At 63.8% G+C, this 23,686-nt stretch carries 23 protein-coding genes, 1 tRNA gene and 1 pseudogene; 9 read left to right on the top strand and 16 right to left on the bottom strand.

Annotated elements, in window-relative coordinates; genetic code table 11:
* Positions 1-4 precede the first annotated feature (4 nt).
* Genes BSL82_RS15610 through BSL82_RS15600 form a run of 3 tightly spaced genes read left to right on the top strand, consistent with a single transcriptional unit; the run spans position 5 to position 1,043 of the window.
* Positions 5-388: a M15 family metallopeptidase gene (locus tag BSL82_RS15610; RefSeq protein ID WP_072598191.1), complete on the top strand. Its 384-nt coding sequence runs from the start codon at positions 5-7 to the stop codon at positions 386-388.
* The gene (locus BSL82_RS15605; RefSeq protein WP_072598190.1) at positions 385-621 is read left to right on the top strand and encodes a hypothetical protein; all 237 of its coding nucleotides are present in this window, start codon (positions 385-387) and stop codon (positions 619-621) included. The genes BSL82_RS15610 and BSL82_RS15605 overlap by 4 nt, the downstream gene beginning before the upstream one ends.
* Positions 618-1,043, top strand: coding sequence for a hypothetical protein (locus tag BSL82_RS15600; protein ID WP_072598189.1), 426 nt, complete (start codon positions 618-620; stop codon positions 1,041-1,043). The genes BSL82_RS15605 and BSL82_RS15600 overlap by 4 nt, the downstream gene beginning before the upstream one ends.
* Positions 1,044-1,305: 262 nt before the next feature.
* Here BSL82_RS15600 and BSL82_RS15595 read toward each other — a convergent pair.
* Positions 1,306-1,381, bottom strand: a tRNA-Ala gene (locus BSL82_RS15595).
* 89 nt (positions 1,382-1,470) lie between these two features.
* A complete protein-coding gene (locus tag BSL82_RS15590; RefSeq protein ID WP_072598835.1) occupies positions 1,471-1,782 on the bottom strand; it encodes an FYDLN acid domain-containing protein in 312 nt (103 codons plus the stop codon).
* A 146-nt stretch (positions 1,783-1,928) separates the two neighbouring features.
* On the opposite strand from BSL82_RS15590, the gene aroA reads away from it, so the two are divergent.
* The 3 genes from aroA (at position 1,929) to rpsA (ending at position 5,777) form a co-directional block, all read left to right on the top strand.
* Positions 1,929-3,266 carry a 3-phosphoshikimate 1-carboxyvinyltransferase gene (gene aroA / locus BSL82_RS15585; RefSeq protein ID WP_072598188.1) on the top strand — a complete coding sequence of 446 codons (1,338 nt, stop codon included), beginning with the start codon at positions 1,929-1,931 and terminating at the stop codon, positions 3,264-3,266.
* Positions 3,263-3,895: a (d)CMP kinase gene (locus BSL82_RS15580; protein ID WP_072598187.1), complete on the top strand. Its 633-nt coding sequence runs from the start codon at positions 3,263-3,265 to the stop codon at positions 3,893-3,895. The genes aroA and BSL82_RS15580 overlap by 4 nt, the downstream gene beginning before the upstream one ends.
* A 172-nt stretch (positions 3,896-4,067) precedes the next feature.
* On the top strand, positions 4,068-5,777 hold the full coding sequence (rpsA, locus tag BSL82_RS15575) for a 30S ribosomal protein S1 (protein WP_072598186.1): 1,710 nt from the start codon (positions 4,068-4,070) through the stop codon (positions 5,775-5,777).
* 186 nt (positions 5,778-5,963) lie between these two features.
* Here the strand turns inward: rpsA and BSL82_RS20785 are convergent, their stop codons facing one another.
* The gene (locus BSL82_RS20785; protein ID WP_193408586.1) at positions 5,964-6,113 is read right to left on the bottom strand and encodes a hypothetical protein; all 150 of its coding nucleotides are present in this window, start codon (positions 6,111-6,113) and stop codon (positions 5,964-5,966) included.
* A 383-nt stretch (positions 6,114-6,496) separates the two neighbouring features.
* Here BSL82_RS20785 and BSL82_RS15570 point away from each other — a divergent pair, with 383 nt between their 5' ends.
* Positions 6,497-7,075 (top strand): hypothetical protein, encoded by a 579-nt coding sequence (locus BSL82_RS15570; protein WP_072598185.1) that lies wholly within the window; start codon positions 6,497-6,499, stop codon positions 7,073-7,075.
* Between the two features lie 239 nt (positions 7,076-7,314).
* Positions 7,315-8,072: pseudogene (locus BSL82_RS21860) on the top strand (IS5 family transposase).
* Positions 8,073-8,183: 111 nt separating this feature from the next.
* Here the strand turns inward: BSL82_RS21860 and BSL82_RS15555 are convergent.
* The 4 genes from BSL82_RS15555 to BSL82_RS15540 form a co-directional block, all read right to left on the bottom strand.
* A complete protein-coding gene (locus tag BSL82_RS15555) occupies positions 8,184-8,684 on the bottom strand; it encodes a CarD family transcriptional regulator (RefSeq protein ID WP_072598184.1) in 501 nt (166 codons plus the stop codon).
* Between the two features lie 198 nt (positions 8,685-8,882).
* On the bottom strand, positions 8,883-9,221 hold the full coding sequence (gene fdxA / locus BSL82_RS15550; protein WP_072598183.1) for a ferredoxin FdxA: 339 nt from the start codon (positions 9,219-9,221) through the stop codon (positions 8,883-8,885).
* A gap of 92 nt (positions 9,222-9,313) precedes the next feature.
* Positions 9,314-9,589 (bottom strand): RNA-binding S4 domain-containing protein, encoded by a 276-nt coding sequence (locus tag BSL82_RS15545; RefSeq protein WP_226998500.1) that lies wholly within the window; start codon positions 9,587-9,589, stop codon positions 9,314-9,316.
* 9 nt (positions 9,590-9,598) lie between these two features.
* Positions 9,599-12,124, bottom strand: coding sequence for a helicase-related protein (locus BSL82_RS15540; protein WP_072598182.1), 2,526 nt, complete (start codon positions 12,122-12,124; stop codon positions 9,599-9,601).
* Between the two features lie 250 nt (positions 12,125-12,374).
* Between BSL82_RS15540 and BSL82_RS15535 the strand changes: the two genes are divergently transcribed.
* Positions 12,375-13,961, top strand: coding sequence for a M23 family metallopeptidase (locus tag BSL82_RS15535; RefSeq protein ID WP_158010941.1), 1,587 nt, complete (start codon positions 12,375-12,377; stop codon positions 13,959-13,961).
* 22 nt (positions 13,962-13,983) lie between these two features.
* On the opposite strand, the gene BSL82_RS15530 is transcribed toward BSL82_RS15535, so the two are convergent.
* The 9 genes from BSL82_RS15530 to BSL82_RS15490 all read right to left on the bottom strand — a co-directional run bounded on the left by BSL82_RS15530 (position 13,984) and on the right by BSL82_RS15490 (position 23,669).
* On the bottom strand, positions 13,984-14,226 hold the full coding sequence (locus tag BSL82_RS15530) for a hypothetical protein (protein ID WP_072598181.1): 243 nt from the start codon (positions 14,224-14,226) through the stop codon (positions 13,984-13,986).
* Between the two features lie 68 nt (positions 14,227-14,294).
* The gene (locus tag BSL82_RS15525) at positions 14,295-14,567 is read right to left on the bottom strand and encodes a PepSY domain-containing protein (protein WP_072598180.1); all 273 of its coding nucleotides are present in this window, start codon (positions 14,565-14,567) and stop codon (positions 14,295-14,297) included.
* A 51-nt stretch (positions 14,568-14,618) separates the two neighbouring features.
* On the bottom strand, positions 14,619-15,491 hold the full coding sequence (locus tag BSL82_RS15520; RefSeq protein ID WP_072598179.1) for an RsmD family RNA methyltransferase: 873 nt from the start codon (positions 15,489-15,491) through the stop codon (positions 14,619-14,621).
* Positions 15,488-16,663, bottom strand: coding sequence for a M16 family metallopeptidase (locus BSL82_RS15515; protein ID WP_072598832.1), 1,176 nt, complete (start codon positions 16,661-16,663; stop codon positions 15,488-15,490). Before BSL82_RS15515 ends, BSL82_RS15520 begins: the two co-directional genes overlap by 4 nt.
* Positions 16,664-16,728: 65 nt before the next feature.
* Positions 16,729-18,129: a threonine synthase gene (gene thrC, locus BSL82_RS15510; RefSeq protein ID WP_072598178.1), complete on the bottom strand. Its 1,401-nt coding sequence runs from the start codon at positions 18,127-18,129 to the stop codon at positions 16,729-16,731.
* A gap of 31 nt (positions 18,130-18,160) precedes the next feature.
* Positions 18,161-19,453, bottom strand: a complete 1,293-nt coding sequence (locus BSL82_RS15505; protein WP_072598177.1) for an MFS transporter — start codon at positions 19,451-19,453, stop codon at positions 18,161-18,163.
* A gap of 226 nt (positions 19,454-19,679) precedes the next feature.
* On the bottom strand, positions 19,680-21,248 hold the full coding sequence (locus tag BSL82_RS15500; RefSeq protein ID WP_072598831.1) for an amidohydrolase: 1,569 nt from the start codon (positions 21,246-21,248) through the stop codon (positions 19,680-19,682).
* 340 nt (positions 21,249-21,588) lie between these two features.
* Positions 21,589-22,326, bottom strand: a complete 738-nt coding sequence (locus BSL82_RS15495; RefSeq protein ID WP_083579250.1) for a TetR/AcrR family transcriptional regulator — start codon at positions 22,324-22,326, stop codon at positions 21,589-21,591.
* Between the two features lie 293 nt (positions 22,327-22,619).
* Positions 22,620-23,669 carry a CaiB/BaiF CoA transferase family protein gene (locus BSL82_RS15490; RefSeq protein WP_226998498.1) on the bottom strand — a complete coding sequence of 350 codons (1,050 nt, stop codon included), beginning with the start codon at positions 23,667-23,669 and terminating at the stop codon, positions 22,620-22,622.
* Positions 23,670-23,686: the final 17 nt, after the last annotated feature.

The following is a 23,686-nucleotide window of genomic DNA, read 5'->3' as shown; positions in this document are numbered from 1 at the left end:
TCACATGGCCTACACCCTGAGCATTCGGTCCCTGTCCCGCCTTGAAGGCGTTCACCCGGATCTGGTGAAGGTCATCCGACGCGCCATCGAAATCACGCCTATCGACTTCGCCGTGATTGAAGGACTGCGGACGCGCGAACGGCAGAAAGAGCTTGTCGCGGCCGGCGCTTCCAAGACCATGAACTCCCGGCACATCACTGGCCATGCCGTCGATATAGCGCCTTGGGTGGGTGGCACCATCCGGTGGGACTGGCCACTCTTTCACAAGCTGGCTCCAGCCGTGAAGCAGGCCGCCGCTGACGTCGGTGTACCCGTCACCTGGGGCGGGGATTGGCGATCGTTCAAAGACGGCCCGCATTGGGAACTGCCGCGAAAGCAATATCCGTGACCACCATCAACCTTCCCGATCATCCGGTACGGCAGTCGCGCTGGTATCAGATCTATGCGCGCCTCGCCCGGCCGACGCTGGATTGGGTGACGGTCGGTTCAGTCTCCTATGTTGGCATCATCGGTCCATGGACCGGCAACGCTGTCTCTGAAGGATATCTCGTCCAGATACTGATGTTCGCCACGGCGACCTTCGGCATCCGCACCTATGAGAAGGTGAAGGGCGTCGCATGATCGGCCAGCCTTACCTCGCGCTTGGCGGCGTGCTTGCGCTGGTCGCCGCCTACGGCGCGGGCCGGTGCGACGCTCACAAGATCGAGGCCGGCAAGCGGGCGGCCGTAGACCGCGCCGAGGCTGCGGCTGAAGCGAAGTACCAGCGCGCCAGCGCCGATCGGGCGCGGCAGGCACTTGAAAGTGAGGCGAAGGATGAGATCGCGAGCAACACCATCACCCGGACGATCGAGCGGATCGTCACCCAGCCTGGCCCTACTGTCTATCGCAATGTGTGCTGGGATGGCGACGGCGTGCGGGCCTATAACCAAGCGGTCGAGCTTGCGAACGACCGTCCAGGAATCCTTCCTGCGGCCGTGCGAGAAACTGGAAAAACTGCCGCCGGGAGAGAAGACGGGGGCGATGACGCTGATGCCGGCGACTGAAGTGATCCACCTCTATGGCATTTGCGCCAAGCGCATGGACGCGCTCGCCCGCGAGGTGCGGGCCGCAGCGGAAAGGGCTGACCGATAATCAGCCAGTCCTCCAGCCGGTGCCACCCGAAGGCTGATTATTATCTTACGCCGCAAGCATGAAAGCGCAATACGCAGACGTAACGCCGATCGTAACGCCGATTTCGAACCTGTTGAGCGTTTGAGGGCTTGTAGAAAAGGCCAGTCAACCCCTTGGGATTGCTGGCCTTTTTCATGGTGGAGCCGAGGGGGATCGAACCCCTGACCTCTACAATGCCATTGTAGCGCTCTCCCAGCTGAGCTACGGCCCCGAAAACCTTGTCATGCCGGATGGGTCCGGCCGGTTCGGCGCGCTTCTATGTTAAGCGCGCACCCGGTGCAAGTTTGAAAGAAGGCCGTCTCAGCTTTCTTCTTCCTTGTCGCGGCCGGCGACGCCCAGATCGTCGTCGCCACCCAGATCAACGTCTTCCTCTGCGTTGTCAGAGTCCTCGTCGATCTCCAGATCCTCCGCCAGGTCCGAATCGGATGCGGGCTCTTTTTCCTTCTTTTCCGGCTCGCCGAACGGCAGCGGCTGCTTGGACTTGAGGACAGGCTCGGGCGCCCAGGCGGTGCCGCAGGAAATGCAGGTCACGGGATCTTCGGCCTGCAGATCATAGAAGCGCGTCCCGCATTTCGGACAGGTCCGCTTGGTGCCCCATTCAGGCTTGACCACGTTCTTTATCTCCACGCGCGTAGACTGGAAAAAGGATGGGCGAGCCGCAATCCGGCCTTCCCACGAAACGGGCGCGCCTTGCCATAGCAGGCGGGCGCTGTCAAAAGCCAAATCCCTTTTCCAGCCAGCTTCGCCCCGGAACCAGAATGACCGCTGCGTCCCAGCCCCTTCCGCTCAGCCTCAACGTTTCGACCCCGCTCATCGGCACGGTGCGCGTGCCGGGCGACAAGTCGATCTCCCATCGGGCGCTGATGCTGGGCGCGCTGGCGGTCGGCGAAAGCGTGATTGAGGGCCTGCTGGAAGGCGAGGACGTGCTTGCGACCGCAGCGGCGATGCGGGCGATGGGTGCATCGGCGGAGCGGACCGGCGACGGGCTGTGGCGGGTGAACGGCGTCGGCGTGGGCGGGCTTCTGCAACCGCAGACGGCGCTCGACATGGGCAATTCAGGCACGTCCACCCGGCTGCTGATGGGCCTGGTCGCAAGCCATGCGATCACCGCCACCTTCACCGGCGACGCATCGCTGTCGAAGCGGCCGATGGGGCGGGTGATCGATCCGCTCTCGCTGATGGGCGCGCGCTTCGAGGCGTCGCCCGGCGGACGCCTGCCGCTCACCATGGCCGGGCTGTGCCCCGCCGTGCCGCTGCGCTATGTGCTGCCGGTCGCGTCCGCCCAGGTGAAATCGGCGGTGCTGCTGGCGAGCCTCAACGCGCCGGGCGTGACCATGGTGATCGAGAAGACGCCCACCCGCGACCACAGCGAACGGATGCTGACCGGATTTGGCGCTCAGGTGACGGTGGAAGACGCCCCCGAAGGCCGCATCATCTCCATCCGTGGAGAGGCGGAGTTGAAGCCGCAGGCGATCATCGTGCCCGGCGATCCTTCATCGGCCGCGTTTCCGATGGTGGCGGCGCTGATCGTGCCCGGATCGGACGTGCTGATCGAGAATGTGGGCGTCAATCCGACCCGCGCCGGGCTGATCCAGGCGCTCCGGATGATGGGCGCGTCGATCGAGCTTCTGAACGAGCGCGAGGTAGGCGGCGAGCCGGTGGCCGATCTTCGCGTTCGCGCATCCGCGCTTTCGGGAATCGAGGTTCCGCCGGAGATCGCGCCAAGCATGATCGACGAATATCCGATCCTGTTCGTCGCAGCAGCGCTTGCCGGGGGCACGACCGTGGCGCGCGGGCTGGGAGAGCTGCGCGTGAAGGAATCGGACCGAATCACCGTGATGGCCGAAGGGCTGCGCGCCTGCGGGGTGCGGGTGGAAGAGCTGGAGGACGGTCTGGTCGTCCACGGCACCGGCGGCGAAAGGCGGGCGGGAGGGGCAACCGTCGCCAGCCATCTGGATCACCGCATCGCGATGAGCTTTGCCGTGCTTGGCCTTGCCGCACACCGGCCGGTGATCGTCGACGACGCCCGGCCGATCGCGACCAGCTTCCCCTCTTTCGTGCCGCTGATGGAATCGCTGGGGGCGGAGTCGCGATGATCATCGCCGTGGACGGCCCCGCCGCGTCCGGCAAGGGCACGATCGCGCGCGCTCTGGCGCGGCATTATGGCCTGCCGCACCTCGACACCGGCCTGCTCTATCGCGCCGTCGGCGTCGCCGTGATGCGGGCGGGCGGCGACCCGGCCGATCCGGCCCAGGCGCTTGCGGTTTGCGATTTCCCCGCCGAAATGCTCGCCGATCCTGCGCTCAGGAGCGAGGAGGCAGGCCGCGCGGCCTCCATCGTGTCGGTTCACGAGGCGGTGCGCGACGCCCTGTTCGCGCGGCAGCGCGCCTTTGCCCGCCAGCCGGGCGGCGCCGTTCTGGACGGGCGGGACATCGGCACGGTGATCGCGCCCGATGCCGACGCCAAGCTGTTCGTCACCGCCAGCCCGGCGGCGCGGGCCGCCCGACGTCATGCCGAGCTGCAGGCGGGCGGCGGCACAAGGTCCCTGGAGGCGGTGCTGGGCGACATATATGCGCGCGACGCGCGGGATTCGAACCGGGCGGCCGCCCCGCTCGTGCAAGCGGACGACGCGGACTTGCTGGATACGACGGAGCTGGGTATAACCGCCGCCGTCCAGCGGGCGATCGCGCTCGTGGAGGCAAGAAGAACATCAGGGCGCGGGTAGCTTCGGGGGCTCCGAAGGCTGCTTTCGTGCCTGTTTGTGTTTTCCTGTTTTCCGCGCGCCTCCGACAGTCTCGACGGATGCTCGCCTGACGAAGGGTCAGGCGGGGTGGATCAATGCAAGACCGCCGGAGACAACCGGCTGGCCTGCATAATGTATGGAAAGACATTTATTTATGGCAACATCGGCAATGCCGACCCGCGACGATTTCGCGGCACTTCTCGATGAATCCCTTGGTGAAAGCACCTCCTTTGAAGGCCGTGTGGTCAAGGGCATCGTCACCGCAATCGAAAATGACGTCGCATTGATCGATGTCGGCCTCAAGTCCGAAGGCCGCGTCTCGCTTCGCGAATTCGCCGCTCCCGGCCAGAAGGCCGAGCTTGCGGTCGGCGACGAAGTCGAAGTTTTCGTGGATCGCGTGGAGAATGCGCAGGGCGAGGCTATGCTGTCGCGCGACCGCGCCCGCCGCGAAGCCGCATGGGACACGCTGGAAAAGCAGTTCGAAACCCAGGAGCGGGTCGAGGGCGTGATCTTCGGCCGCGTGAAGGGCGGCTTCACCGTCGACCTGTCGGGCGCGGTGGCGTTCCTGCCGGGCAGCCAGGTCGATATCCGTCCGGTGCGCGACGTGACCCCGCTGATGGGCATTCCGCAGCCGTTCCAGCTTTTGAAGATGGACCGCCGCCGGGGCAATATCGTGGTCTCGCGCCGCGCCGTTCTGGAAGAGACCCGCGCCGAGCAGCGCTCCGGCCTCATCCAGTCGCTGCATGAAGGCCAGGTGATCGACGGCGTCGTCAAGAACATCACCGATTATGGCGCCTTCGTCGACCTGGGCGGCATCGACGGCCTGCTCCACGTCACCGACATGAGCTATCGCCGCGTCGGCCATCCGTCGGAGCTGATCAACATCGGCGACACGGTGAAGGTGCAGATCGTCCGCATCAACAAGGACACGCAGCGCATCTCGCTGGGCATGAAGCAGCTGGAGGCCGACCCCTGGGCCGGCGCGAGCGCCAAATACCCGGTTGGCGGCAAGTTCACCGGCCGCGTCACCAACATCACCGAATATGGCGCCTTCGTGGAGCTGGAAGCCGGCATCGAAGGCCTGGTCCATGTCTCCGAAATGTCGTGGGTCAAGAAGAACGTGCACCCCGGCAAGATCGTCTCCACCAGCCAGGAGGTGGACGTTCTGGTGCTGGAGGTGGACGAGGACAAGCGCCGCATCTCGCTTGGCCTCAAGCAGGCGCAGGCCAATCCGTGGGAAGCCTTTGCGGAGAAGCACCCGGTCGGATCGACCGTGGAAGGCGAAGTCAAGAACGCCACCGAATTCGGCCTGTTCATCGGGCTGGAAGGCGATGTGGACGGCATGGTCCACATGTCGGACATCGCCTGGGGCGTTTCCGGCGAGGACGCGCTCAACCTGCACCACAAGGGCGAGACGGTTCAGGCCGTGGTTCTGGACGTCGACGTCGAGAAGGAGCGCATCTCGCTTGGCATGAAGCAGCTTGAGCGTGGCGGACCTTCCGCCGCCGGAGCCGCGGCGGGCGCGCGCAAGAACGAGGTCGTCACCGTCACGGTGCTGGAAATCCGCGACGGCGGGCTGGAAGTGCAGATCGGCGACGATGGCGCGACCGGCTTCATCCGGCGCGCGGACCTGTCGCGCGATCGCGACGAGCAGAAGCCGGAGCGTTTCGACGTCGGCCAGAAGTTCGACGCGATGGTGACCGGCTTCGACAAGTCGAAGAAGCCCACCCTGTCGATCAAGGCGATGCAGATCGCCGAGGAGAAGCAGGCCGTGGCGCAATATGGCTCGTCGGATTCCGGCGCGTCGCTGGGCGACATCCTTGGCGCGGCACTGAACAAGGCCCGCGAGGAAGACACCAAATAAGCCTTCCGATCTTCATCGGTTGCGAAGCGGCCCGGGCGTGTCCCGGGCCGTTTTCGTTTGTGCGGTGTGGGCCGGGACGACGCAATAGCCAGGAAAGAGGGCCTGCCGGCTCACTATCTCAGAAGGTGGTGAGACCCTCATTAACGGCGAACCGACAGGCTTGAGTTGGAAACTAACGTTTAGGCGTTAACCGAGGCGGCGGCACTCCGCGCACAAAGGCTTTCCGCCCTTGCCCGCGCGAAGGTTTTCGCGTTCGATGTTGTTGCCGGTGTTGCAGTTAGTATCGTCATGATGGACATTGGCTTTGACCGAATGCCACGCAGCTCGTTTAGCCATGATTGGCCCTTTCTACATGGGGATATGGACAGACTCGCCGTCCTTTGTTATGAGAGGGCCGTGGACACGCGCCCGCTGAGGACGCTGCCCACGGCGGTCCTAGCTCACTGTTAAGAGCAAGGGATGTGCGGTTGCCGCCGCTACATCCCACCGATGGCCAGCCATCGGGACCTCCTTTCTGCGGGGCCTGTTGCACCCCCGCCTTGTGCTGACACCACGAGCGATCGAACGTCGTAGCCCCCTGGCGGGGCTACGATTCGTTACGCGCGCGACTCGGACCGCGAGCGCAACGCATTCTTAACCTGAATGTGGAATTCGCACAAGGCTGTTGTAGATACATTCAATTATGTGTATTTTGCGAGAGCCAAGGCGGCGAGGGCACAATGAACGATACAGCACTGGAGAATGCGCAGCAACGGCTCGCACATGCGCGGCAAATGATGGAGACAATCCATCGGCAGATAGAGGCATCGAAGGCCTCTCTCGCGCGCGTAGAAGCTGAGGCTATGATGCTACAACAGTTTATTGCAACGTGGTACGAACTCGCCGGAATACAGCCCCCGAATGATGTCGAACAAAGAGAGCCCATTGAGCCGCACGAGATTAAAAGCGTACGGCCAAAAAATCCACCACGGGAGAAGGTCGCAGAAGAGGCTGTACGGATCATCCGCGCTCACGGAGCGCCTATGCAAAGGAAGCCTCTTTTTGATGCATTGGCCGAGCGCGGCGTCGTGATACAAGGCAAAGATCCAGAGATGGTCCTGAGCACGATGTTGTGGCGCGAGAGTGATCAGATTGTACGGCTCCCGCCTCATGGCTATTGGCCGAAGGACACTCCGTATAAGCCAGCGTACTACGATCCAGACCTCGAGGAAATTTTCGGGTCTGCGGCAAAGGAGCCGGAAGGTCGTGTTGAAGCTACTGACACCGACGATTCCGACGTTGACCTACCAACCCATTAGGTCTGTGTGTCGGTGCGGTTTAGATGGAACCAACCCGCTCAGGCTGAGCCTGTCGAAGATTAGCGGGAAGGAAGCGCTGACTTCGACAAGCTGAGCCTGAGCGCTTCAACCTAATCAGGACGGAATCTAGCCGCTGCATGGGCGGGGGAGGCGACGCTAGGGTCCAAACTCAATCAGCCTCTTGAAAATCGTTGGTCTCATTGATTCAAGGCGTTTTCGCTGAAGAGGAGGCCTTGGGGATGTCGCGTTCGTTGTTCTGGCTATCGGATGAAGCGTGGACAGCAATCGAGCTCCACTTGCCCAAGAACCAGCCAGGAGCACGACGTGTTGATGACCGGCGGGTGATCTCCGGCATCGTTCACATGCTCAAGTGCGGCGGTCGCTGGGCAGATTGCCCCGCCGAATACGGGCCGGCGACGACGGTCTACAACCGATGGAACAGGTGGAGCCGGCGGGGCATCTGGACACGCATCCTGGCTGCACTGACCGAAGAAGGCTGGATCGCCGAGACCGGGCAGATCGATAGCAGCTACATCAAGGCTCACCGTAGCGCCGGTGGGGCAAAGGGGGGGCGCGAGCCAATGCCATTGGGATCTCGCGTGGCGGCCGGACAACAAAGATCCACGCCCTTGTCGACGTCCTCGGACGGCCGCTTCGTCTCGTCCTGACGCCCGGCAACACATCGGACGTGAAGGGCGCCGACCTGCTCATCAACGAAACAGCGGGAATGAAGCGGGTGATCGCCGACCGCGGCTACGACGCCAATCGCATTAGGACCATCCTGCGCGAACAGGGCACGACCCCGGTGATCCCCGGCCGCCGCAACCGCAAGCGCCCGATCCAATATGACAAACGCCGCTACAAAGATCGCTGGCGGGTCGAGGCTATGTTCTGCCGCCTCAAGGATTTCCGCCGGATCGCTACTCGCTACGACAAGCTTGCACGAAACTTCCTCTCAGCCGTAAGCCTCGCTGCCGCTGTGGCTTTCTGGCTCTGATTGAGTCTCAACCCTAAGATCATACCGTGCTTGCAAACTCCACAACCACCCAACGAAAAAGGCGGCCCGTTTCCGGACCGCCTTTTCATTCCCCCGCGGGACAACCCCCGCTCAGGCGGCCTTGAGAACCTTCACGATCTTGTCCTGCGCGGCCGGCTCGTCGATGTTTTCCATCGCCGCCAGTTCGCGCGCGAGGCGGCTGATCGCCGCTTCGAAGATTTGCCGTTCCGAATAGCTCTGTTCCGGCTGGTCGTCGGCGCGGTGCAGGTCGCGGACCACCTCGGCGATCGAAACCAGATCGCCCGAATTGATCTTCGCTTCATATTCCTGCGCGCGGCGCGACCACATGGTGCGCTTGATCCGGGGCTTGCCCTTCAGCGTCGTCATCGCTTCCTGCATCGTCGCGCTGCTGGACAGCTTGCGCATGCCGACGGATTCGGCCTTGTTGGTCGGAACGCGGAGCGTCATGCGCTCCTTCTCGAAGCGCAGAACGTAAAGCTCCAGCTTCGCACCCGCGATTTCCGAGCTTTGCAACTCGATGACACGGCCGACGCCGTGCTTGGGATAAACCACATAGTCGCCGACATCGAAGCTCAGCGCCTTGCTCGCCATCTAGTTTCCTTCCTCAGACCCATGGGGCTGCCGCTGATGCGTAGGGGGGCTCAGTGCGGCAGCGCCGATTCTGCGACGCAATCAATTGTGCAGACGCGAAGGATCACGCGCCTCTGTTACAGGTTTATAACAGAAACAGCGGCAGAAATCTACTGTTGCGAAGCGGCGGGGATTCGCATCGCCTCGCCCGGGCGGAGATCAGTCTCCCGAGCCGCCCTCCGCAGAGAAATATTTGTCATACTTGCCCTCTTCGCCCTTGTGCGCGTCGGCATCGTCGGGGACCGCGCCCTTGGTGGTGATGTTGGGCCATTGGGCGGAGAAGGTCGTGTTCAGCTCAAGCCACTTCTCAAGCCCGTTTTCGGTGTCCGGAAGGATCGCCTCGGCCGGGCATTCCGGCTCGCACACACCGCAATCGATGCATTCATTGGGGTTGATGACCAGCATGTTCTCGCCCTCGTAGAAGCAATCCACGGGGCAAACCTCGACGCAATCCATATATTTGCAGCGGATGCAGGCGTCGGTGACCACATAGGTCATGGGCGTAATTCCTTCATTTTTCCCTTCGGCATCCGCACTAGCCCTGCTTCCAGAGCGACGTCAATGCTTCTGCGCGGGCGGCGCACGGCCGGTCAGTTGAGTGCGGGGGTCAATTCCGTATAGGCGCGGCAGGCTTCACCATAGGGGCCGCGCCGTTCCGGCAACGCATCGACCCGCACCACCCTGATCTGTTCCCCGAGGGGAAGGGTGAGCACCTGGCCCGGCCTGACCTGGGTGGACGACCGTTCCACCACCCGCCCGTTCAGCCTCACATGTCTGCTTTCACAAAGCGCCTGCGCCACGGTGCGGGATTTCGTCAGGCGCGCGAACCACAACCATTTGTCCAGCCGCAATGCATGTTCAGCCACACATTTCTCCTACCCAGTGCCCAAACCGGCGAGAACCGCAAAAGGTGACGACGAAGGCCGCTGCGGCTTCTGCCGCCCCGACCGGCGCGGGCCGCGCCAGATATAGGCGGGGGCCCCGTGATCGTCCGTCTGCTCCCTGAAACCGAGCGCCGTCATCATGCGGCTGAGCGTGTGCGGGCGGCAGCCGATCGACACCGCCAGCGAATGGTCGAGGAGGAAAGGCCGCCGCCCCTCGCGCGCGCTGTGCGCCGCTTCGGCCACCCGTTCGATCAGATCGATCCTGACGGCCTGATCGCCCAGTTCGCGAAAGCCGCTGACCTTGAGCGCAGGACCGGCCGGTTCGCGCGCGCGGACATCCAGCGTCGCCGCCCCTGCGGCCGGAGAACTGGTCATCGGCTGGCCGCGCGACGCGGCCCAGAGCGCAAGCCGCCAACGGGTGGATTCCGGCTTCAGTACCTGCGGCGCGAACAGATCGAGCGCGCCGAAACGAACCCCCGCGCGCGACAATGTGCGGCGCCCCTCGACCGAAAGGGCGGCGACCAGATCGTCCACTTCGCGCCGCTCGACAATGCCCGCGCCGTCGATCAGCCGCACCGCCAGCCCGCGAACCGCAGGCGGCTGGGCCTTGTCCCCGGCCAGCGCGACGAGGCGCGCCAGCGGTTTCAGCCGCTGCTCCGTTTCCGAGGCGAGCCAGCCGTGCAGCCGCCCGGCGACCGCCTTGCGCGTGTCGGGCGGCAGCGTGTCGAGCGAACGGTCGATCTCCACCTTGGGGCTCAGCATGTCGCGTCCGCGCACCAGCCGCGCGACCCTGTGCCCGCGCCAGGCGACGCCCGGACGGGAGCCGGGTCGGGCGCAGAGCGCGAACGCATCGTTGCCGTCCTCGGCAAGCGAACGCGCGCGCCGGTGGAGTTCCTTGGGCAGGCGGCGTTCGGCGGCAGCAAGCAACATCTTCTTTTCCGCAAGCCGGGCGGTGGCGTCCACCTTGAACCGGAATCCGTCCAGCCTGCCGATCGCCTCGCCTTCCACCGCCACGGTGCCGTCGTCATCGACATGCGTGACGAGATCGGCTGCGCGGCCTCCCAGGTCGCGAAGCAGCACCGAGGTGCGCCGGTCGACGAAGCGGCTCGTCAGCCGCTCGTGAAGCGCGTCCGAAAGCCGGTCTTCCAGCGCCCGCGTCCGGTCGCGCCATTCGCCGGTGTCGGCCAGCCAATCCGGCCGGTGGGCGATATAGGTCCATGTCCGCGCGGCGGCGATCCGGTCGCCAAGCTGACCGATGTCGCCCTGCAGATTGTCAAGCTGGGCGATTTCGCGGGCGATCCAGTCGGTCGGCAGATGGCCGCTGCCTTCGGACAGGTGGCGGTACATGCGGGCCACGATCCGCGCATGCGCCTCCGCGCCCGTCTTCCGGTAATCGGGAAGGCCGCATATGTCCCACAGCCGCCTGATCGACGAAGGCGTGTTCGCGCGGTCGCCGATCCAGTCTTCCGCCGACAGCCGCTTCAGCACCTGCACGTCGATCGCGGGGGCGGCCCGGCGCAGCGCCTCGGCATCCGGATACAACTCCAGCGAGGCGATGAGGGCCGGGACGGAACGCCATTCCAGCCGTGCGTTCCGCCACTCCAGATGCGCGAGCGGATCAAAGTCGTGGCCTTCGACCGCCTCGATCTCGGCCGGCTCGAACAGCGTCTCGCTTTCCGTGCCAAGCTGCACCGTACCGAAGGTGCCGTCGCGCTGGTGCCGCCCGGCGCGCCCCGCGATCTGCGCCATTTCGGAAATCGTCAGGCGGCGGTGCCGCTTGCCGTCGAACTTGGACAGGCCGGCGAAGGCGACGTGCGACACGTCAAGGTTGAGGCCCATGCCGATGGCGTCGGTCGCCACCAGATAATCCACCTCGCCCGACTGATAGAGCGCGACCTGCGCGTTGCGGGTGCGGGGCGACAGGCTGCCCATGACCACCGCCGCGCCGCCGCGATGTCGACGCAGCATTTCCGCCAGCGCATAGACCTCCTCGGCTGAAAAGGCGACGATCGCGGCGCGCCGGGGCAGGCGCGACAGCTTTTTTGAGCCTGAATAGCTGAGCGTGGAGAAGCGTGGCCGGGTGATGATCTCGGCGTCCGGCAACAACGCGCGGATCATCGGGCGCAGCGTCTCCGACCCCAAAATCATCGTCTCGGCAAAGCCGCGCGCGGAAAGGATGCGGTTGGTGAAGACATGGCCGCGCTCGCGATCAGCGCCCATCTGCCCTTCGTCCAGCGCGACAAAGGCGACTTCCCTGTCGGTGGGCATGGATTCCGCCGTGCACAGGAAGTAGCGCGCGCCTTCCGGCAGGATTTTTTCTTCGCCGGTGATGAGCGCAACCTGATTGCGGCCCTTTATCGCGACGACCCGCTCATACACCTCCCGCGCGAGGAGGCGCAGGGGAAAGCCGATCATTCCGGAAGCGTGACCGCACATGCGCTCGACCGCAAGATGGGTTTTGCCGGTGTTCGTCGGCCCCAATACCGCGGTCAATGAAGCGCCGTGGTCGAAACGCATGCATGTAATGTCGGGGCAAACCGCCTGCTTCGCAAGTAGCTATTTTGCGGTGCATTAAGATTTTCCGCGGAGTCCCGATTTGAACGGCTCATCGGCTGAAACGCCACGGCTCGCCGCAGCACAAGGGCCCGGCAGCGGCGATTAAATTGACATTAACCTGTTAGCGGCACAGTCTCCGCCGCAGATTTTCGGGCTTTTTCGGCCGCGCAACGGAAGTCTGGAGAGCGGAGTGCGCGGCGGGGGATGGTGCTTGTTCCAACCGGATCTGCGCGCGATGGACGGAGCGGTCGACGGCAACGCCGTTGCCCTGCCCTCGGCCGGTGCGGTCGCGACCTTCGGCCGCGCGCCTTCCCTTGAAAGACCAACGGCGGCGGCGCGGCTTCGTTCCCTGGCGCGCGATCTTTCGGGCGACGGCGATCTCGTCGTCGACCTTGGCCGCGACATCGGATCGGCCAATTGGTGGCGGGGCGCGATCACCGTCGCCCTGCTCGCCGGATCGGCCGCCTTCATCGGCGCGCGCATGTCGCCCATGCCCGCAGCACCGGTCCCGGCCTACACCCCCACCCAACAGATCGAAGCGTCCGCGCAGGCGATCGCGCCCTTGTCGGCCCAGAGCGAAACCGGCCGCAGGCTCGCGCCCACGTCCATGGTACGCCCGCTTGCCGAAACGCCCGAGCGCCCGCAGATCGAGGTGGCGGCGACGCTCCGTCAGGGCGGCGAAATGGAACGGACATTGCGCAACGCGGGCGTAAGCGCGGAAGATGCAAGTGCGGCGGCCGGGCTTGTCGCCGACGCGGTCGCCCTGTCCGACATCAATCGCGGCGCGGCGCTGGACATCGTCCTCGGCCGCCGTCCGAACAAATCGGTCCCGCGCCCGCTCGATTCCCTCGCCTTCCGCGCGGCGTTCGACCTCAGGCTTGCGGTCAGCCGACAGGGCGGCGAACTGCGGCTGAAGAAAATCCCCATTGCCGTCAATGACGCGCCGCTCCGGATCACGGGCACCGTCGGCTCCAGCCTTTACAAATCGGCGCGCGCGGCGGGCGTGCCCGCCCGGCTGGTCGCCGAATATATCAAGGCGCTGTCCTTCGGGATCGATTTCCAGCGCGATGTCGGCGCAAACGCGAAGTTCGACATCATCTTCGAGCATCGCCTGGCCGAAACCGGCGAGACCGAAACCGGCAAGCTGCTGTATGCCAGCCTCGACCGGGGCGGCAAGAAGCTCCAGATGATGCGCTGGACGCTTGGCGGGCGCGAGCAGTTCTTCGACGCAAGCGGCGAGGCCACGCAAAAGGGGCTGATGCGTACGCCGGTCGACGGCGCGCGGCTCACCTCCGGCTTCGGCATGCGGCTACATCCCCTGCTCGGCTATTCCCGCATGCACAAGGGTGTGGATTTCGGCGCACCGCATGGCGCGCCGATCCTTGCCGCAGCGGCGGGCCGCATCGAATTCGCCGGGTCAAACCGGGGCTATGGCAAATATGTGAAGATCAGCCACGGCAACGGCCTTGCCACCGCCTATGCGCATATGAGCAGGTTCAAGGTATCGGCGGGCCAGCGGGTCCAGCAGGGCCAGGTCATCGGCTATGTCGGATCGACCGGCATGTCGACCGGCCCGCACCTGCATTACGAGCTTTACCGCAACGGACGCGCCGTCGATCCGCGCTCGGTCAAGTTCACCAGCCGCACGCAGCTTGCCGGACGGGATTTGAACGCGTTCAAGGCAAAGCTGGGCGGCCTGATGCAGATCGCCTCCGGTCCGAAGACGACGCCGGGCAAGGCGACCGCCCTTGCCCAGTCGAAAGCGCCTAACGAGGCGAAGGACAGGGCGAAGATCTGAACCGCGCGCATGCCCGGCCTGTTCAGAATATTTCCGCGTCCGACACCACCGGCCGGCTTTCCCGAGTCGCGCGGTATTTGACCGAGGGATCATTAGGTTCGGCCGCAATCACGACATGGTCGTCATGCACCTCCACAAGGGTGCCGACGAACGGGAAATCGCCATAGCTGCTGCCCGATACGCGATAGCTCACCACGTCGCCCACCTTGAAGGTGGCGGGATCGAAGTTGAACTCGAACGCGCACTTCTCACCCATGGTCTGCATCGCTGATCTCCCTGAATTGAGTTTACCGGCAAGAAGCAGCGTCGATCAAGTGCGTGCCGGACCACCGGTCAGAAGATCGCATCTTCTTCCTTGCGGACGATTTTCAGCGTCTTCGGATCCATCTTCAAATCATATTCCACGCCTTTGGCGTCGCGGGCGTCATCCACTTCCCAACGCCCGTCGTCGAGTTCGATTTCTTCCCAGCCTACAAAGCCTTGCGCGCGCAGCACCTTTTCAATGGCGGCGCGTTCCTCGGCATTGGCGTCCCGGTCGGCAAGGGCCGGAGTCGCGACGAACGCAGCGGCAAGCGCCAGCAGCATCGCAGTTCTTGAGGCGGCCATTGTTTTCTCCCTCTATCGTCAGGAAGAGAACCGGGTCACCGGAGAATGGTTTCAACCTTTGACCTGCGCCTGCCACCGCGCGAAAATGGCTGTCGGCAGCAGCAGGCCGCGCCTCTCCTCGCGGATCGCCATGTCACCCATCTCCACCGTTCCGCCAAGATCGGCCGTCGCCTGCCGGACCAGTTCACCGATCGCCAGCGCCGACATGCGGATCGCATAGACGGTCAACACCAGAAAGGACGAACGCGGGTCCAGCAGTTGCCGGCACAGGCCGATCAGCTCCGGCAGCTTTTCCTCCAGCTTCCACACCTCGCCATTGGGACCACGGCCATATTTCGGCGGATCGAGGATGATGCCGTCATAGCGCCTGCCCCGCCGGACTTCGCGCGCGGCGAATTTCACCGCATCATCCACCAGCCAGCGAATGGGGCGGTCGGCCATGCCGGACAGCGCCTGATTGGCCTTTGCCGCCTCTACCGCCTTTTTCGAAGCGTCGACATGCGTCACCCGCGCGCCCCGGGCCGCCATTGCCAGCGTCCCGACCCCCGTATAGCCAAACAGGTTCAGCGTCTCCGCACCCTCGCCGATCCTCTCGCGCATCCACGCCCATTGCGGGGCCATGTCGGGGAAGAAGGCGAGGTGACGAAATGGCGTGTTCGCGGCGTGGAAGCGCACATCCTCCCAGGCAAGCGGCCAGCTCTGCGGCACCTGGGGCGTAAGGTTCCAGCGCCCGCCGCCCTCGTCGTCAGACCCGCCGACGAACTCGCCGTCCGCCTGCCAGTCCGCGTCGGCCGGGGCCCACAGCGCCTGCGCTTCCGGCCGGATGAAGCGAAAGCGGCCGTACCGCTCCAGCTTGCGGCCATGGCCGCTGTCGATCAGCCCAAAATCGGCCCATGGCTCTGCGATAAGGGTGGAAAGCGTCACGCCGCCTTCGCGAGCCTGTGTCCGACCGTGGCCTCGGCCATCGGCCCGGCGAGCATGCGGGAGGCGACGCTTCTCACCCGATCCAGGTCGCAACGGTCGATCTCCGCCACGATTTCCGCCGCGTCGACCGGACGACCGTAGATCATCAGCTGGCGGGCGAGATGGTCGCACCGCGCCTGCACCGATTCCAGCCCCATCAGCAGCCCGGCCTTGGCCTGCGCCTTGGCGCGCTCCAGCTCGGCGGGCTGAAGCTCGGCCGCCGTCGCCTCCAGCACCTGACGGGCAAGCGTCTGCGCCCGCGCCGCCTCCTTGCGGGCCGTCGCCATATAGACGCCGAACAGACCGGTGTCGGCATAGGGAGAATGAAAGGCATAGACTGAATAGGCGAGCCCGCGTTCCTCGCGCAGTTCCTGAAACAGGCGCGACGACATGCCGCCGCCCACCGCCGATGCATAAAGCGCCAGCGCATATTGATCGGCCGCCGTATAGCCCACACCCTCGAACGCCATGGTCAGGTGCGCCTGTTCGAACTTGCGGTCGTCGGCCACCCGTCCGCCGCCGTACCGGGCCTGCTCGGCGACCGCGCGGCTTCCCGGCGACAGATCGCCGAAACGCGCCTCGGCCAGCTTCAAAAGCGCATCCTCGTCCACCTTGCCCGCCGCCGCCAGAACCATGGTCCCCGGACGATAGTGGGTGTCGATCCAGCCCTTCAGCGCGCCGACATCGGCCGCGGCGATGGTCGCCTCTTCCCCCAGCACCGGCCGCCCGAGCGCCTGTGCCGGAAAGGCGGCAAGCTGCAGATGGTCGAAGATGATGTCGTCGGGCGTGTCGCGCGCTTCGCCCAGTTCCTGCAGAACGACCGCCTTCTCGCGTTCCAGTTCGTCGGCGTCGAGACGCGGCGCGCGCACCAGATCGGCGATCAGATCCACGCCCAGGGCCAGATCGCCCGGCAGCAGCCGCGCATGAAACACCGTATGGTCACGCGCGGTATAGGCGTTGATCGATCCGCCGACATCCTCCACCGCCTCGGCAATCTCGCGCGCGGAGCGGCTGCCCGCGCCCTTGAACACCATATGCTCCATGAGGTGCGCGACGCCGTTCAGCCCCGCCTCCTCATGGCGCGACCCGCAATCGGCGTAAAGGCCCACCGCCAGCGTTTCCACCCCGGCCATCGGCTGGACCGCCACCGTCAGCCCATTTGACAGACGGACGATGCGGGGCGCTGCGGCGTTCGCCGTCACCGCTTTTCCGACTTCGCGTCGATATGGGCCTGGATCGCCTTCAGATCGGCCGGAAGCGTCTCGAACCGCTCCTCGCGATCGAACAGGCCCGAGACCCGCGTCGGGAGATGGGGACGAATGCCCGTCGCCCTTTCCACCGCGTCGCGGAACTTGGCGGGATGCGCGGTTGCAAGCGTCACCACCGGCACTTCGGCCGGCACCTCGTCGGAAAGCCGGGCCGCGGCAAGGCCGATGGCGGTGTGCGGATCGATCACCTGCCCCGCCTCGGCAGAAGCCCAGCGCATCACCAGCGCCATTGCATCCTCGTCGATGCTCGCGCTTGAGAAGAGATGCGCCGCCTGCGCCCGCTGCGCCTCGGTGATCGCGAGCGTTTTTGCGGTCTCAAAAGACTGCATGGCGGCTTCAAGCGCGGCCCCGTCGCGCCCGTGAAGGTCGAACAGCAGCCGCTCGAAGTTGGACGAAACCTGAATGTCCATCGATGGCGCGACGGTTGGAGTGACCGTGCCGACGGAATAGTCGCCCGCCGACAGCGCACGGTGGAGGATGTCGTTGACGTTGGTCGCGACCAGCAGCCGCGCGACCGGCAGGCCCATCTTCGATGCGACATAGCCCGCAAAGACATCGCCGAAATTGCCGGTAGGCACCGAAAAGGCGACCTGGCGATCGGGCGCGCCAAGCCGCACGGCGGCATAGACATAATAGACCACCTGCGCCATCAGTCGGGCCCAGTTGATCGAATTGACCGCCGACAGATTGTGCCGCCCGGCAAAGGCACGATCGTTGAACATCGCCTTCACCAGCGCCTGCGCATCGTCAAAGCTACCGTCGATGGCGATATTGTGGACGTTGGGGGCCATGACCGTCGTCATCTGACGGCGCTGCACGTCGGACACGCGGCCCTGCGGATGGAGCATGAAGATGTCGATCTTCTCGCGCCCCGCAACGGCGTCGATCGCCGCCGAGCCGGTGTCTCCGCTGGTCGCGCCGACGATGGTGACATGCATGTCGCGGCGCGACAGGAACCGTTCGAACAGGAGGCCGAGCAGTTGAAGCGCCACATCCTTGAAGGCGAGTGTCGGCCCGTGGAACAGCTCCAGCAGCCAGTGGCGATGGTCAAGCTGCACCAGCGGCGTGACACCCGCATGGTCGAACCGGCCATAGGCCTCGGCGCACAGGTCGCGAAGCTCGTCCTCGCTCAGCGCATCGCCGACGAACGGGGCCATCACGGCAACCGCCGTTTCCACATAGCTTGCGGTGCGCAGCGACCTGAGCGTCTCCACCGAAAGCTGGGGCCAGCTTTCCGGCACATAAAGCCCGCCGTCGCTGGCAAGCCCCGCCAGGGTCACTTCTTCGAAACTGAGCGCGGGCGCGCGGCCGCGGGTGCTGATGTATCGCATGGCGCGGGCTTATCGCCCCGGCGACGGACTCTCAACCAAAAGCTTGCGCCCGCCCCTGCCTGCGAAGCGCGGCAAGGGCGATGAAGCTCACCAGCCCGGCCGCGCTCAGATAGAGGCCGACGGGAAACAGGCCGCCCCTGTCCGCCAGCGCCTGCGCGATGATGGGCGCAAGCGCGCCGCCCAATATGCCGCCGAGGTTGAACGCCATCGATGCCCCCGTATAGCGCACCTGCGGCGGGAAAAGGCCCGGCAGCCACGCGCCCAGAGGCCCATAGACGAAACCCATCAGGGTGAGCGCCAGCGCAAGGAACAGGAAGATCAGGAACAGCGAGCCGCTGCCCATCATCGGCCCGAGCAGCAGGCCGCCAAGCGCGGTCGCGATGCATCCGCCCATCAGGACGCGGCGCGGGCTGACAATGTCTGACAGCCAGCCTGCGGCGATGATTGATGCGGCCATGAACAGGATCGCGCCAAGCTGCACGGCGAGGAATGTCTCGCGCGAATAGCCGAGCGTGGTGGTGCCATAGCCAAGCGCGAAAGCGGTTGCGAGATAGAAGATCGCAAAGCAGGCGACCACCGCGAAGGTGCCGGCCACCGTCTCCGGCAGGTGATGGCGGAGCAGCGCGGCCAGTGGCACGCGCGGCGGCGGGCCTTCCTCCAGCGCCTTTGCAAAGGCAGGCGTCTCGGTAAGCCTGAGCCGCACCCACAGGCCAAGGCCCACCAGCAGCGCGCTGGCGAGGAAGGGCAGCCGCCATCCCCAGTCGCGGAACTGCTCGGGCGTGAGCGTCAGGCCAAGCAGCAGGAACAGGCCGTTGGCCGCAATGAAGCCCACCGGCGCTCCAAGCTGCGGAAACATGCCGAAGCGGGCGCGCCAGCCAGGCGGCGCATTCTCCACCGCCAGAAGCGCAGCTCCGCCCCATTCCCCGCCCAGGCCCAGGCCCTGGCCGAAGCGCAGGATGCACAGCAGCAGCGGCGCGATCCATCCGACGGTCTGGTAGGTCGGCAGGAAGGCGATGAGCAGCGTCGACCCGCCCATCAGCATCAGCGAGGCGACGAGCGTGGACTTGCGGCCGACCCGATCGCCGAAATGGCCGAATATGCTTGCGCCCAGCGGACGGGCGACAAAGGCGAGGCCGAAGCTTGCATAGGCGGCGAGAAGCTGCGCCGACGCCGATTCGGACGGAAAGAACAGCGGCCCGAACACCAGCGCGGCGGCGGTGGCATAGATATAGAAGTCGTAGAACTCGACCGCCGTGCCGACAAGGCTTGCGAACAAGACCCTGCGGTGTGACGGCCCCACCCCACCCTGCTTCGCTGCTGTCATACCGGCGCCCCTCCTTCAAACATTCGAGGCGGGAATAGCGATGCAGGGCGCAACTCGCCACCGATTTGAGGTTTTGCACCGAAGTTGGAAATGGCGAAAGCCGCTACGAGCCCCGGCAGCTTCCTGAGGTGCGTGGCGGTGTGGAGATTTGCCGACGGGCGGGTGGCACCGTCACCGCCGATGGGATTGACGATAATAAATATCAGGAGTGGATCACTACGACACCCTATCGTTCGCGCTCATAATCAATGCCAAGCTGGTCAAGATATGTATCGTACCGGTCTTCGTCGTAGTACAATGGTGACATTTCTTCCCGATATTTCTTCATGATATCGCTGTTTATCCATATAGCGGGTTTGTCGGTGGCAGATAGCAGCGTCTCGTAATGCTGGTCCTTCAACTGTACATTGCTGAAGTAGGCTTTGGCCTCGCTTATCAGCTGGGGGGTGGTTAGCAGGTCGAGCACCGTGAAGGCCACAGCCTTCGCACCCGCAATTACCCCCTTATGAGCGATTGGCGTTGCCATCGCCATAGCCGCCAAAGGGTTGTGGTTGATGAGATTCGGAACATTGGATGGGTAGAAGATTGTGATGGTCGGCACGGCCCACATGATATCCCCAACATCATCGGAACCGCCATGGGGCATCGGCGGACGATTGAACGGCGTAGAAAGCGGTGGGACCAATGAGTCCAACGGCCTCGGTGTTCTGCCGTTTGCTGTCTGGACCTCGCGAGCAAAAGCTTGGTCCGCGGCCGACCATACGGGCATTCCGATGGTTTTGATGTTTTTCCACGCGGCTTCAGCCAAGGGCTTGTTGCCATATTGTGGCGCTGCATAGCCGAGAATCCGGCGCGAAACGGTCGTGCCCGTGGCCTTGGCAGCGGCCTCGGAAATCTGGTTGGCGGTCTCGAAAAGAGTCCGAACACCCCCAAAGGTGCGCTCCCGCAAATAATACCAGACCGCCGCTTCGGCCGGCACAACATTCGGCTGGCCCCCACCATTGGTGATCACATAGTGTGATCGATGGGTGATCGGCAGATGCTCTCGGCGCAAATTCCAAGCGGCACTCATGACCTCGACAGCATCAAGTGCGCTGCGGCCTTCCCACGGGTCCATGGCCGCGTGAGCGGTCCTGCCGGTGAAACGATATTCGACCGATACCATCCCGGTGCTCCCCAGGTCGCCCCAAGCGGTGTTGAACGTAGGGCTGACATGAGCAAACAACGCGACGTCGACATCCTTCAGCAGTCCGTCGCGAACGTAGAAGGCCTTGGAGCCCAGAAGCTCCTCCGCCACGCCGGGGAGGATAACGAGCTGGCCGCCCAAGTCATGCTCTTCCATAATGGACTTCAGAGCCTGCGCGGCAGCAATGATCACGGCCATTCCCGAATTATGGCCCTCGCCATGGCCGGGCGCGCCAGCTACCAGGGGACGCAATGAGGAAGTACCCGGCATCTGCGATGTGCCCAGAACCGCATCGATGTCGCTGGCAAGCAGGATCGTAGGCCCGGACTTGCCCCAACTGGCTCGAAATGCAGTTGGAATACCGGATATGCCACGCTCGACCTTAAAACCGTGGCTTTCCAATTTGGAGGTCAGATATGCGGCGGTTGCATATTCTTGAAAACCGGGCTCGGCGAAACTGAAAACCTTGTCCACCATCTCCTGGGCCTGCTTCGATCTGGCGTCGATGAGGCGTGCCGCCTCCTGCTTGAGGCGTGGCGGTGCTTCGGCTTGCGCAGATGACGCCAACATCCAGAATATTGGCGCTAACCTTAAAAACCAACAAGACATAGCGACGATACCCCCCTCGCAACGACGCCGCAGGCCGATCTGCCCGGACCAATTCCGCCTGGCTTCGCAGGCCGGTGGCGGATCGATCTCGGCAAACTCGAGCACTGTTCGCTCTACCATTGGTGTTGGCGTCGCCGGGAAGAGCCCGATCGCGCAACCTGCATTGGCCACCAGTTTAAAGGCTGTTTATTGCCGATCACATCGACAATCTGGGGCGCTCCGGACCAAATTGCCACGTGCTCCACCAAATCCGGCCTGCAAACCCCATCAAACGTGCGCCGCCCCTGCATAATGACCATCTGGTCACGGATTGCTGAACCATGGCACCTTCCGACGCGGATCATTCCGCCGGGGGGTCAACCAACGGCGGAACAAAACCCTGCAGGAAATGGTGAATAGAACGATCCATGTGCCCGACCGTGTTGCCCGTCACCGTGGAACGATAGATGTGCTTGCGGATAAGGAGATAAACAAGACTGGAATGGAGATGCCATAGAAGCTCACGGTCTTCCTGGCTCACTTTTTCCATCTCTTCACCAGTGCGAGCGAAATGCAGTTCCTTCGCGATGCGATCAAAGATAGGTGTCATGAAGCTGTTCAAATATTCCTTCATGACAGGAAAGTTCGCGAGACCAGCCCCGACGGCTACCCTTATCCAGCGGTAGTCGTCGGAGACCAAAATGTACGATCTGTAAAATCTCTTAAGCCGCTGCTCTATTGATACCGATCGATCCGACAGCATATTAATCCACTCGCTGTCGATCTTCTGCACGTACAATGTTTCAACCGCAGCGGTGATCAAGTCTTCTTTCGTGCGAAAATAACGGAATATCAGAGGACTGGAGACGCCCATGAAGCTCGCCAGATCGCGGATCGTCCCAGAAAACCCGTTCTCCGCAAAAAACCGCATGGCGCCTTCAAGGATTAACGCCTTTCGTGCGCCAGAAGTGAGGCGTGGGCTGCGAACGCGACGTGGCGGCTGCTCGTCGCCAGCCTTGCTCCCTCTTTTCGGCGGTCGAACCTTGGCTGGAGCCAAACGGCCGCTTCTACCTTCGCTATCGGATTCATCATTGATCATCTGTTCAACAGTGCCTCCGAAATATCCACGGCGCAACCCCCTAAACCTTCCGCGAGCGCTAACATCGCCCCAACGATACCAAGTCCTTGCGGGGACAGCCCCGTCGCTCCGCCTGCCTCTTTAATCTGGCCAAGGCGGAACGTGATTGAGCGTTTATGCACCGTCTAAAAGCCCTGAGCGTTCCTTTGGCAGCCTCATACTCCTCACATAGTCCTCCAACAATCGCCGCGACACCGGCACCGTCCGAAAATCGCGCAGGCCAGCAGAACCAACCCTTTCCTGCCCAATATCTTTTATCCTTTTACCCTCGCTTTTGAGGGAAAAGCTGGGCTGCGGTTACGTATAAAACGCGGCGCGGGGGCGGCGTGCAGCGCTCCATCACGCGTGCGATATTGCTCTCTGGCGCGATTGTGCGGGTGGTCGGCCGCTTCCTCCAAAGTGAGAACGGGGGCAAAGCAGGCGTCCGTGCCCTCCAATAACTTACACCAGTCGTCGCGGCTACGCCCCGCGAAGATACCGGCAAGGACCTCTGAGTCGGCTGGCCAGCGCGCGTGATCGTTCTGGCTTTCCAGCAGTGTTGCCGGTGCGCCGATCAACTCGAGGAGTTGGCGGTAGAACTGCTGCTCAACAGCGCCGACCGCGATATCGCGTCCGTCGGCGCAACGGTAACAGCGGTAGAAAGGAGCCCCTCCCCCGATCCAATTTTGTCCGGGCTCCAGCGAGATCGCTCCCGATGGGACAAGCCCTGCAAAGAAAGACATGAGCGAAGCCACGCCATCGACGATTGCCGCATCGACGATCTGCCCTTCACCCGTCTGTGCCCGTTGAAACAACGCAGCGAGGACCCCCATTACGAGATAGGTTGATCCACCACCAAAGTCGCCGACGAGATTGAGCGGTGGACGAGGTGGCCCCTCATCACTCCGGAGAGCAGCCAGCGCTCCAGTGAGGGCGATATAATTAATGTCATGGCCGGCCGCTCTGGCCAGTGGACCGTCCTGCCCCCAACCCGTCATGCGACCATAGATCAAACGACTGTTCCGCTCACACAGCACATCTGGGCCCAGGCCGAGTCGCTCCATGACACCGGGACGGAAGCCCTCGATCAGTACGTCAGCATTGTCAGTCAGCTTCAGGCACTGTTCCTTGCCCGCGGCACTTCTCAGGTCTAGCTCGAGAACCGACCGGCCCCGATCTACCACAGGATTCGGCCAGCCGTTGCCACCGGGGCGTTCAACCCGCAATATGGTTGCACCCATATCCCTCAGCAGCATCGCCGCATGTGGGCCGGGGCCGATGCTGGAAATCTCCACAACGGTTACACCCGCCAGTGGACCGTCCACTACGGCCCCACTCTCAT

Source organism: Tardibacter chloracetimidivorans, assembly GCF_001890385.1.
GTDB lineage: Bacteria > Pseudomonadota > Alphaproteobacteria > Sphingomonadales > Sphingomonadaceae > Tardibacter > Tardibacter chloracetimidivorans.
This window is presented reverse-complemented; position numbering and strand designations above follow the sequence as displayed.